This is a genomic window from Thalassobellus sediminis (assembly GCF_044386045.1).
GTDB lineage: Bacteria > Bacteroidota > Bacteroidia > Flavobacteriales > Flavobacteriaceae > Thalassobellus > Thalassobellus sediminis.
On the sequence record NZ_JBISCD010000040.1, the window covers coordinates 1,816,783 to 1,829,239 of the forward strand.

General features: G+C 32.8%; 6 protein-coding genes. All 6 read left to right on the forward strand.

Annotation, left to right across the window (positions count from 1 at the left end; genetic code table 11):
- The first annotated feature begins 7 nt into the window (after nucleotides 1-7).
- Nucleotides 8-1,804, forward strand: a complete 1,797-nt coding sequence (locus ACH5TW_RS14485; protein ID WP_439337221.1) for a RagB/SusD family nutrient uptake outer membrane protein — start codon at nucleotides 8-10, stop codon at nucleotides 1,802-1,804.
- A 175-nt stretch (nucleotides 1,805-1,979) separates the two neighbouring features.
- Nucleotides 1,980-3,335, forward strand: a complete 1,356-nt coding sequence (locus ACH5TW_RS14490; RefSeq protein ID WP_439337222.1) for a glycoside hydrolase family 28 protein — start codon at nucleotides 1,980-1,982, stop codon at nucleotides 3,333-3,335.
- A gap of 51 nt (nucleotides 3,336-3,386) precedes the next feature.
- Nucleotides 3,387-4,784, forward strand: a complete 1,398-nt coding sequence (locus ACH5TW_RS14495; protein ID WP_439337223.1) for a Gfo/Idh/MocA family oxidoreductase — start codon at nucleotides 3,387-3,389, stop codon at nucleotides 4,782-4,784.
- Between the two features lie 423 nt (nucleotides 4,785-5,207).
- On the forward strand, nucleotides 5,208-8,072 hold the full coding sequence (locus ACH5TW_RS14500; RefSeq protein WP_439337224.1) for a TIM-barrel domain-containing protein: 2,865 nt from the start codon (nucleotides 5,208-5,210) through the stop codon (nucleotides 8,070-8,072).
- 29 nt (nucleotides 8,073-8,101) lie between these two features.
- The gene (locus ACH5TW_RS14505; RefSeq protein ID WP_439337225.1) at nucleotides 8,102-10,360 is read left to right on the forward strand and encodes a glycoside hydrolase family 3 C-terminal domain-containing protein; all 2,259 of its coding nucleotides are present in this window, start codon (nucleotides 8,102-8,104) and stop codon (nucleotides 10,358-10,360) included.
- Nucleotides 10,361-10,369: 9 nt separating this feature from the next.
- Nucleotides 10,370-12,454 (forward strand): beta-galactosidase, encoded by a 2,085-nt coding sequence (locus ACH5TW_RS14510; RefSeq protein ID WP_439337226.1) that lies wholly within the window; start codon nucleotides 10,370-10,372, stop codon nucleotides 12,452-12,454.
- Nucleotides 12,455-12,457 lie beyond the last annotated feature (3 nt).

Sequence of the window (12,457 nt, forward strand, 5' to 3'; positions counted from 1 at the left end):
TAAGAATATGAAACATATAAAATATATTTGTTTAATTCTTTTATTTACAGCATTTGTTGGCTGTGATGAAGAAAAAATATTAGAAGAGACCCCATTAGATTTTACGACTGTAGATAACTCATATATTACTCCAAGTAATTTCGAAGCTGCTGTAGCTCAGTTGTATAATCAAGCAAGACGATATTTTGGAGATCCTGAAGGTTCTGCAACAGATATGGATGTCTGGTTTGGTACAGATGCTGGTTGGCATGCTAGAGAATTTCAATCGCATGTATATTCTCAATATGGTGGTTTTGGACCAGATAATAGTGATGTTGCCCAAAGGTGGACTGATGCATATAAAATGGTTTCAAATGCCAATACAGTAATTGGTAGAATAGCGGATGTTAATTTTGATAATGAATCAGCTAAAAATAGATTATTGACTGAAGCTCGATTTTTTAGAGCATGGGCATACCGAGCTTTAGTTTATTTATATGGAGATGTACCTCTTGTATTAGAAGAAGTTCCATCAGCAAGAAGAGATTTTGTTAGAGCTCCCAAAGCAGATGTTTTAGCTGCCATTATAGATGATTTAGAATTTGCTAAAGCTAATCTGCCAAGTTTAGGAGAAGAAGCTGCAGATGGTAGGTTAACTAAAGATGTTGCTAGACATTTTTTAGCAGAACTTTATATTACTGTTGGTGATAATGATAAAGCTATTACAAATGCGTCAGAAGTTATCGATAGTGGAAATTATGCTTTAATGCAAAATAGATTTGGTACTAGAGCAAGTGAACAAGGAGATGTATATTGGGATTTGTTTAGGTTAGGTAATCAAAATAGAAGTACAGGAAATACAGAAGGTATATGGCTATATCAAGTAGAGTATGAAACTTTAGGAGGTTATGGTCGTGCATCGGGAGATGCAAATTTTTGGGAACGTTTAATAGGTCCAGAGTATAATAGATTCACTTCTAAAAATGAAAACTTAGGGGTTAGAACTTTTATTTATGAGTCAACTTATCACGGGGGAAGAGGTCAAGCTTTTTTTAGACCAAGCACTCATGTTACACACGGTATTTGGAACAACGTCGATCCAACTGACTATGATAATGATATAAGAAACTCAGATAACAATGTGCTTAGAAAATGGTGGATAGATAACCCATTATCTGCACACTATGGAGATACAATTGATTTGCGTACAGATAGCAAGTTAGCTTATGAAACTTACTTAAATGCTGCTACTATTGAAAATGATTCTAATAGATATGTATATCCAGTATTTTTAAAACTGGTTCAGATAAATAATCATTTTGATACAGATTTAACCGATGGTAGTTTAAGCGCAGAACAAGAAACTTTGGCAACACAAACGCATAAAGATTTAATTGCGAGTTATGGTGGTGTTGGACCTAAAATGAATGGAAATGCTAGAAGGTATTTTGCAGATCATTATGCAGTAAGATTACCTGAAACGTTACTTTTAAGAGCAGAGGCTTATATGAATTTAGGAGGGGCTAATAATTTAGATTTATCAGCAGCTGATATTAATACTATTAGAAGAAGAGCAAATGCTTCGTTAATTTCAGGATCAGATGTAACTATTGATTTTATTTTAGATGAACGTTTAAGAGAATTGTTTTTAGAGGAACCTAGAAGATTAACATTAAATAGGCTTGGTTTGCTTTATGAAAGAACTAAAAAATATAATCATTATTCAAGTGCAAGTGTATCGCCACATAATAATTTATACCCTATTCCTAGTGTAGAGATTCAGAACAATACAGAAGCTGAATTAACTCAAAATGATGGATATTAAAAATAGTAAGTAGTTTTATTTTAGTTGAGATTGAAGGAAGTAATATATTCAATCTAGTTTTAGATCGGGAATGCTACAAAAATTTGAAGCATTCCCTTTTTTTTTGATTTTAGATATAAAGATTTATTATATTTAAAATAATTATATTTTATGATAAAAAAATAAATCAACAAATATGCATAAATATTTTTTAATAGTATTATTAGTAATTATATCACAAAGTTGTAAATCTAAAGTCGAAAGTACTGTTTATAATGTTTATGATTTTGGAGCTAAAGGAGATGGTGTAACAAACGACCAGGAAGCTATACAAAAGGCAATTGATGCTTGTGCTGCTAACGGTGGAACGGTTTTGTTAAATGATGGCGTTTTTTTAACAGGACAACTTCTTTTAGTAAGTGATTTAACTTTAAATATAGACTCAACTGCAACCGTTTTAGGAATTAAATCTGATGAGGAAACGCATTACCCGCATCATCTTATTGAAACAAAATTTCCAAATAGAATGTTACAAGACTGCCAAAGAAGATTAATCTACGGAAACAAAGTAAACAATGTTACCATTACTGGTGGTGGTATCATTAACGGACAAGGTGATTATGAGCCTTGGATGCATGTCAAGGAAATTGGAACAGAAAAAGACCGCCCTTCGATTCTTGCTTTTGTTGGATCTAAAAATATAACTGTATCAAATGTTCAACTTATTAAACCAGCATGTTGGACACAGGTATATATTGAGTCTGATAACATAATTATTAAGAATATTAAAGTAAACACAGGGAATTTAACACCAAACCGTGATGGTATTGATATTGTAGATTGCCATAATGTTTTAATAGAAGATAGTCTTATTCAATCTGAAGATGATGGCATTTGTTTTAAAAGCGGTAGCGAATACGGCTGTAAAGATGTTGTAGTTAGAAGATGTGTTTTAGATAAGTTAAATGTAAATGCTGGTAATTGTTTTAAGCTAGGAACCGATGGTTTAGGAAGTTTTATGAATTTTGATGTTTCAGAATTAACCATGAAAAATGCACATCAAAACTCTGCTTTGGTAATAGAATCTATGGATGGGGCAGTCATTGATAATATAAACATTAGAGATTCTAATATTACAAATTGTGGTCAAGCTATTTTTATGTTATTAGCAGATAGAAAACGTACTGTTCCTAATAGACAACCAAGAATAGGCGCTATTTCTAATATTCACTTTAAAAATATAATCGGAACTAATTTTACACAGCAATATCCTTCAATTATTACAGGTGTTGAAGGACATAATATTCAAAATATAACTTTTAAAAATCTAAATTTTGAATTAAAAGGAGGTGTAACTACAACAAACCAAACTGTTATGGAGTATGATGGTAAATACCCAGAAGGTAGCAAGTTTGGTAACACCAATGCGCATGGGTTTTTTATAAGACATACTGATAATGTGTTATTTGAGAATTGTAATATAACAAGTCAATTTAATGATTCTAGGCCTTGGCTAGTAAGTGAAAACGTTAGTAGTATAGAAATTAAGTAAATAGATTACCAACTAAACCACATAATATTTATAACCATTAAACTTTAAAACATGGAAAATTCAAGACGAACCTTTTTAGCATCAATTAGTATGTTGGCAGCTTACAGTGCCTTTCCAATTAATGCTTTCAATTTCGGGGCATCAAAAAAACTTAGAATAGTACTTGTAGGTACAGGCATTCGAGGAACGAGCTTTTGGGGGAAAAGGTTAGTTGATGAATATTCAGATATTTTAGAATTTGTTGGATTGAGTGATGTTAATCCTGGAAGATTAAAATATGCAAAAAAATATATAGGAACTAATTGTCCAACATTTATTGATTTTGATAAGATGTTGGTTGAAACAAAACCAGACTTAGTAATTGTTACTACAATGGATTCGACACACCATGAATTTATTATTAAAGGTTTAGAGTTTGGTTGCGATGTGCTTACTGAAAAACCATTAACTACAGATGAAAATAAAGCGCAAGCAATTTTAGATGCTGAAAGAAAATCTGATAAAAATCTCATTGTTGGTTTCAATTACAGATGGAGCCCTTATAGTACAAAAATTAAAGAATTATTAGCCAGTGGAACTATTGGTAAAATCACTTCGGTAGACTTTAATTGGTATTTAAATACGTATCATGGTGCGTCATATTTTAGAAGATGGCATGGTATAAAAGATAAAGGAGGCTCACTCTGGGTTCATAAGGCTACGCATCATTTCGATCTTGTAAACTGGTGGTTAGATTCAGACCCAGAGCAAGTTTTTGCTTATGGCAGCTTAGAGCATTATGGGGCTAACGGACCTTTTAGAGGAGATAGCTGTAGATCTTGTGAGCATAAAATAAATTGTGATTATTATTATGATATCACAAAGAATAAACGCCTTATGAATCTTTATGTAGATAATGAAAAACACGATGGATACATAAGAGATAATTGTCTGTTTAGAAAAGAAATTGATATTTACGATAAAATGTCGGCTCAAATAAAATATGCAAATAATGTAACGGTTAATTATTCATTAACAACCTATTCACCTTTTGAAGGATGGCGCATTGCATTTAATGGAACTGAGGGAAGAATTGAAGCTTCTTTAGATATCCCTTATGATAAAAAAGTAAATATAGATCAAGCAGAAATGCATGCTAAAGAAATGGAACAGAATACTTTAGAGGAAACTAATTTTGAATCCATAATTGTACATAAACTTTGGAATGATTTTGAGTCTGTTAAAGTGCCTTATGAAAAAGGAGGTCATGGAGGTGGAGACAAACGTTTACACGATAAGATTTTTAAAACTCCAAATACAGAAGACCCATATGAAAGAGCTGCAGGAATTAGAGATGGCATTATGTCTGCTATAATTGGAATAGCAGCTAGGAAAAGTATAGAGTCTGGAAATCCAATTAAAATTCAAGATTTAACAGATATTAGTCCAATGGCAAATAGAAATAAATAGGTGCCGTTGGCATAATTAAATCTTCAAATTTTTATTTGTTAAATCAGGATTTCTCATTAAAATATAGTCCATTTTTTTTAATGAGAAATCCTCTTTCGTTATTTATAACTTTAATATTTGAATTAAACATCAATTTAAATTGATGTTTAATTTTATCTGTTTATAGCTGTATCTTCAAAAGATATCTACTTCAGAAATGAAACACTTGAAGCATATTCTATAACTTTTGTTGCAATCTAATTAGGTAAAACAAAATCCCTAAATATTTAAATTATCTTAGATTTTTAATTAGGTTTTTACCCAAATAATCTCCTCCTTTTTTGCAAGTTATTTAAGGGTTAATGCCAAATAAATAAGTAGAATGACATTATATTCTTTTTTAAATAACGCACAAAATAATTTTTAGACATCAAATAAATTTAAATGAAATTAAAAAACATCTATTTAACCCTGTTTTCTTTACTCATCTTAGCATCATGCCAAACTAAACAATTTCAAAAAGTTGATAATGGCATTGTCGTATCTTTAAAAACTAGTGAAAAAAGTAAAGTAAAAAAACTCCGTATGGAAGTTTTAGGAGAAGAAATTATTCATGTTTCAGCAACTCCAGAAAATGAATTCGCTAAAGATTCAAGTTTAATTATCATGCCTAAAACAAAGACTGTTCCTTTTACGGTAAATGAACAAAATGATTCTATTGTTTTAGCAACGTCAAAATTGAATGTTTTTGTTTCTAAATTAAATGGAGGCATTAAATTTAAAGATACTGATGGTAAAACAATTTTAGCTGAGAAAGACGGTGGAGGTAAAACGTTTACATCATTCAAGGCAGATGAAACGGAAGCATATTCCATTCGTCAAATATTTAACTCACCTGATGATGAGGCTTTCTTCGGATTAGGTCAACATCAAGCAGACGAATTTAACTATAAAGGTAAAAGTGAAGAGTTATTTCAATATAACACCAAGGTTTCTGTACCTTTTATAGTTTCAAATAAAAACTACGGTTTATTATGGGATAGTTATTCTTTAAGCCGATTTGGAGATAGTAGACCATATCAACAATTAAATAGTGTATTTAAATTATACGATAAAAATGGCGTTCTAGGTAATTTAACAGGTACTTATGAAGCTCCAGAAAAAGGCGGTAAAAAACTGGTTCGCAAAGAACCTTCTGTTTACTTCGAAAATCAAAAAAGCATTTTAAATTTACCTGAAAACTTTCCGCTTAAAAATGCCGAAATTGTATATGAAGGTGATATAGAAGCATCTGAAACAGGATTACATAAATTCATCTTGTACTATGCAGGATACATAAAAGTCTATGTTGATAATAAATTAGTTGTAAAAGAAAGATGGCGTACAGCATGGAATCCTAATGCCTACAAGTTTCTAGTAAATTTAGAAGCAGGAAAACGCGTGCCTATTCGAATAGAATGGAAACCAAATGGAGGGAAATCTTACTGTGGTTTACGTGTTAGAACTCCAGAATTAGAAGAGGAAAAAGGGCAGCAAGTTTGGTGGAGTGAAATGAATAAAAACCTGAATTATTATTTTGTAGCAGGTAATAACATGGACCACGTTATTAAAGGATACAGAACCTTAACAGGTAAATCTCCAATCATGCCAAAATGGGCCATGGGTTACTGGCAAAGTAGAGAGCGTTATAAAACATCAGATGAAATTTTAGGAGCATTAAAAGGATTTAGAGATCGTAATATCCCTATAGATAATATTGTTTTAGACTGGAATCACTGGGAAGAAGACCAATGGGGAAGTCACGAATTTGACAAAAGTCGTTTTCCAGATCCCAAAGGTATGGTTGATTCTATACATGCTATGAACGGAAAAATGATGATTTCTGTTTGGCCAAAATTCTACCAAAACACAGAGCATTTTAAAGAGTTTGATGAGAAAGGGTGGATGTACCAACAAGCCATTAAAGATAGTATTAGAGACTGGGTAGGTCCAGGATATATAGGGTCTTTTTATGATGCCTATTCAAAAGATGCTAGAAAATTATTTTGGAATCAAATACATGAACATTATTACCCATTAAATATTGATGCATGGTGGATGGATGCTAGCGAACCAAATGTACTAGATTGTACAGATATGGAATATCGTAAATCATTACAAGGGCCAACATCATTAGGGCCAGCTGCAGAGTATTTTAATACCTATGCCTTAATGAATGCCGAAGCAATTTATAATGGTCAACGTGATGTGGCTCCTAATAAACGTGTGTTTTTATTAACAAGATCAGGCTTTGCAGGCTTACAACGGTATTCTACAGCAACTTGGAGTGGTGATATTGCTACACGTTGGGAAGATATGAAAGCTCAAATTTCGGCTGGATTAAATTTTGCAGTAAGTGGTATTCCTTATTGGACTATGGATATTGGTGGTTTTTGTGTTGAAGACAGATTTGTAGCAGCACAAAATCAATTTGATAAAAATGGAAAAGAATCTGCCGATTATAAAGAATGGAGAGAATTAAATGCACGTTGGTATCAGTTTGGTGCCTTTGCTCCATTATTTAGATCGCACGGACAGTTCCCTTTTAGAGAAGCATGGAATATTGCTCCTAAAGGACATCCTGCATACGAGTCTATTTTATATTATACCAATTTAAGATATCGTTTAATGCCATACATATATACTTTGGCGGGTAAAACATATTTTGACGATTATACTATTATGCGTCCATTGGTAATGGATTTTTCTAGTGATAAAACAGTAGAAAACGTAAGCGATCAATTTATGTTTGGACCATCAATCATGGTAAATCCTGTCTATGCTTATGGCGCAAAAAGCAGAGATGTTTATTTTCCTTCAGGGACTAATTGGTATGATTTCTATACAGGTAAAAAAATAAACGGAGGTCAAAAACTAAGTGTTGAAGCGCCTTATAAAAAAATACCATTATTTATTAAAGAGGGAGCTATCATTCCTGTTGGACCTGAACTTCAGTATGCAGATGAAAAAACCGCCGACACAATTGTTTTATATGTATACCAAGGTCAAGATGGAACATTTGAATTGTATGAAGATGAAAGTATAAACTACAATTATGAAAAAGGCCATTTTGCTAAAATTCCATTTCATTATAGTGAAGCAGATAAGACCTTAACAATTAGAGAACGTAAAGGTGAATTTAAAGGGATGCTTACTAATAGAAAATTTATAATCGTTGCTGTTAATAAAGAGAATCCAAAAGCATTTGAATACGATGCAACTGGAATTTCTGTTGATTATAACGGAAGTGAGCAAGTAGTAAAATTGTAAACAATTAATTAAAAATATAATTTATTAAGATGAAGAAAAATATATTAATAGTTACAGTAGTAGGTTTGTTTTTTTCGCTTCAATCTTGTAAACAAGAAGTAAAAAATGATTCAGCAATAGCTGAAGCAACAAACGCTTCAGAAAAGGTTTATCAACCAAAAGAATTTGATGCTTCAAAATTTGAAACAAAGATTGATTCTTTAGTATCCCAAATGACTTTAGAAGAAAAAATAGGCATGTTGCATGGTAAGAGTATGTTTGCTACAGGTGGTGTTGAACGATTGGGAATACCAGAATTAAAAATGGCTGATGGTCCTTTAGGAATTAGAGAAGAAATTTCTAGAGATAGTTGGGCTCCTGCAGGATGGGACAACGATTTTGCAACCTATTATCCTGCTGCTGGTGCTGTGGCTGCAACTTGGGATCCAGACTTATCCTATGTTTTTGGTAATAGTGTTGGACAAGAAGCCTGTGCGAGAGGAAAAGATATGTTACTTTCTCCAGCAATTAATATTATTAGAACACCGCTTGGAGGTCGTACCTACGAATATTTTACCGAAGATCCATTTTTAAACAAAAAATTATCTGTGCCGTTTATTGTAGGTGTACAGGATAATGATGTCATGACTTGTGTAAAACATTTTGCTGTAAATAATCAAGAAACCAATCGTGGGACAGTAGATGTTTTGGTTGATGAACGTACACTACGCGAAATTTATCTTCCTGCATATAAAGCTGCCGTTATAGAAGCAAATGCTTATAGTTTAATGGGGGCTTATAATAGATTTAGAGGTGATTATTTATGTGAAAATGATTATATGCTAAATGAAATATTAAGAGGAGAGTGGGGATTTAAAGGCGTCGTTGTTTCAGACTGGGCTGCTGTGCATACTACAGTAAAATCTTTAGTGAATGGATTGGATATTGAAATGGGCACTCCAAAGCCATTTAATGAATATTTTTTAGCTGATAAATTAATTGCAGCAGCAAAAGCAGGTGAGATTTCAGAAAAGGAAATAGATAAACATGTAAAACGTATATTAACTGTATTATATCAAGTTAAAGCCATTGGTGGTGAAGATAGAGTAGAAGGAAGTCTTGCTACAGAAGCTCATTATAAAGATGCTTATGATATTGCAGCAGAGTCTATAGTGTTATTGAAGAATGAAAAGAATAGTTTGCCATTAAAATTAGAAGGTGTAAAGTCTATTGCAGTTATTGGAAATAATGCTACAAAGAAAAATGCTTTAGGCGGATTTGGTGCAGGAGTTAAAACAAAGCGTGAAGTAACACCTTTGGAGGGGCTTCAAAATAGATTGCCAGAAAGTATTAGTATTAATTATGCTGAAGGTTATTTAGAAAGATATAGTGAAAATAATAACGATCAAAAAGAAGATGTTTCTCACAATGGTCCAACAACAGTTGATGAATTAGACGAGGCAAAATTAAAAGAAGCTATAGAAGCAGCCAAAAACTCTGATATAGCAATCATTTTTGCAGGCTCTAATAGAGATTATGAAACTGAGGCTTCAGATAGGGCTGATTTGTTTTTACCATTCGGACAAGAAGAACTCATAGAAAAAGTATTGGAGGTTAATCCGAATGCCATAGTTGTAATGATTGGTGGTGCACCTTTCGATTTAGGAAAAGTAAAAGAACAAGCTTCTGCCTTAATTTGGAGTTGGTTTAATGGTTCTGAAGGTGGAAATGCTTTAGCCGATGTGATTTTAGGCAATGTTAATCCTTCAGGTAAATTACCTTGGACCATGCCTAAAAAACTTGAAGATTCACCTGCACATGCTACTAACAGTTTTCCTGGAGGTGAATCGGTTACTTATACCGAAGGTCTTTTAGTTGGATACCGTTGGTTCGATACTAAAAATGTAGAACCTTTGTATCCTTTTGGATACGGGTTGTCATATACAAATTTTGAATTTTCAGATTTAAAAACAGATAAAGAAAGTTATACTGAAAATGACATTATAAAAGTAATATTTACTATCAAAAACACAGGACGTGTTGATGGGAAAGAAGTTACTCAATTATATGTTTCAAACCCAGAATCATCTGTTGAAAAAGCGGCTAAAGAATTAAAAGGTTTTAAAAAAGTATTTCTAAAAAGTGGTGCTTCAGAACATGTAACCATTCAAGTGCCTGCTAAAGAATTAGCTTATTATAATGAAGCAAAAAAAAGCTGGTTAGTAGAACCAGGAACTTATAATTTTAAAATAGGTAATTCTTCTAGAAATATAGTGTCAGAGGTTTCTGTGACAATTAAGAAAAAGTAAATTGGATAGATGAAAAACAGGCTTTCTGTAATATTATTATTTGTACTATTATCAACAACCGTTTATACCCAAGACGGCTCTCACTTCTTTCAAAAGGAAGAATTAATGTCTATGGGTATATACTATTACCCAGAACATTGGGATGATAGTGAATGGGAACGTGATATTAGAAATATATCAGAATTAGGTTTTGAATTTATCCATCTAGCAGAATTTGCTTGGATCAACATGGAGCCACAAGAAGGTGTTTACGATTTTGAATGGTTAGATGAGGTTATAAATCTTGCTACTAAATACAATTTAAAAGTCATTTTAGGAACACCAACAGCCATTTCTCCCGTTTGGATGGGTATTAAATATCCTGAAATTTATGCCATGGGTTCTAATTATTTAAGAGCAGAACATGGTACAAGAGCGCAGCAATCGTTAAGCAATCCAGTTTGGAGAGATTTTTCAAAAAAAATAATAACAAAACTAGGTGAACGCTATGGGAATAATTCGGCTGTTATTGGTTGGCAATTAGATAACGAACCCGAAGCTAAAGCAGATTATAGTCCATCGTCACAAGAAGCCTTTAAAGTATGGTTAGAAAATAAATACAAAACCATTGATGCTTTAAATCATGCTTGGGGAGCAGCTTTTTGGAACCAAACCTATGCTGATTTTAATCAAATAAAAATCCACAATGCCAATCATGTAGGTTGGTGGGGAGCTAACCCGCATGCGTTATTAGATTTTAAACGCTATTCGGCAGACATGCAAGCCGATTTTTTAGATTTTCAAGCCGATATATTACGTCCGTTAATATCTGAAAACCAATACATCACTACTAATTATACAGCAACAACTTATGGAGCAGACCCAAGGCGTACCAAGAAATTAGATTTTAACGCTTTTACAAGTTACCCAAACAAAGGGCAAGCTAATATTGGTGAAAACGGATTCAGACTGGGAGATTCTAAAGAAATTTCGTTTGCATTGAGTTTCTTTAAACCAGAAAATGAAGTATCTGGCGTTATGGAATTACAACCTGGTTTTGTGAATTGGGGCAACATAAATCCGTTACTACAACCAGGAGCATTACGCATGTGGCTTTACCATTGTTTTGGAGGGGATTTATCGTTTGCTTGTTCGTATCGGTATCGTCAAATAAATTACAGTGCAGAACAGTACCATAGTGGTATTACAACTTTAGACGGAGTATCCTTATCGCAAGGCGGAAAAGATTATAAGCAAGCTATTCAAGAAATGAAAATTTTGCGAGATGCCTATAATCCTAAATCTAAAATGCCTTCAGAATTAAAAAAACGAAAAACAGCCTTACTTTGGAATTACGATAATTTATGGAGCATGTCGCGTCAAGGGCAAACAAGCCAATGGAATACCTTATCATTTTTTCAGAAATATTTAGAAATAAGTAAATCGTTTGGAGCGCCTTCAGATATTATTTATGACGATGATAATTTAAATGATTACAAGGTGGTTATTATTCCTGCTTTTGAGTTGGTTGATGATGCTACTATTACAAAATGGACTGATTATGTGAAGCAAGGTGGAAATCTTGTTTTAACGGTTAGAACAGGTGTGAAAGATAAAAACGGGCATTTATTTCAATCAGCTTACGGAGAAAAATTATATCCACTCATTGATGCTAAAATTGATTATTTCGATCATTTATTACCACACATGAAAGGCACTATTTCTGGAAATACTAAAGAATATTACTGGAATAATTGGGCAGATTTGGTAAATGCTAACAAGCCAGAAAATGTATTAGCAACTTATACGAATCAATTCTACGCAGGAAAATCAGCTGTAGTAAGCAACAAAATAGGTGAAGGCACTGTAACCTATATTGGAGTAGATACAGATGATGCACAACTTGAAAAAGATGTATTAAGAAGTGTTTATAATACCGCTAATATTTCTACTGAAAATTATCCTGAAGGCGTGTATGTACAATGGCGAGATGGGTTCTGGGTTGCCGTAAATTATTCATCAAAAGCCTATCCGTTAGAATTACCAAACAAAGCCAAGGTATTAATTGGTACAAAAATAGTAGAGTCTGGTGGTGTAACGGTTTGGACAGAATAATTA

What these genes read in the sequence shown, in the direction of transcription:
- ACH5TW_RS14485 (WP_439337221.1), top strand. Translation starts at nt 8, where the DNA reads ATGAAACATATAAAATATATTTGTTTAATTCTTTTATTTACAGCATTT.
- ACH5TW_RS14510 (WP_439337226.1), top strand. Translation starts at nt 10,370, where the DNA reads ATGAAAAACAGGCTTTCTGTAATATTATTATTTGTACTATTATCAACA.
- ACH5TW_RS14495 (WP_439337223.1), top strand. Translation starts at nt 3,387, where the DNA reads ATGGAAAATTCAAGACGAACCTTTTTAGCATCAATTAGTATGTTGGCA.
- ACH5TW_RS14500 (WP_439337224.1), top strand. Translation starts at nt 5,208, where the DNA reads ATGAAATTAAAAAACATCTATTTAACCCTGTTTTCTTTACTCATCTTA.
- ACH5TW_RS14505 (WP_439337225.1), top strand. Translation starts at nt 8,102, where the DNA reads ATGAAGAAAAATATATTAATAGTTACAGTAGTAGGTTTGTTTTTTTCG.
- ACH5TW_RS14490 (WP_439337222.1), top strand. Translation starts at nt 1,980, where the DNA reads ATGCATAAATATTTTTTAATAGTATTATTAGTAATTATATCACAAAGT.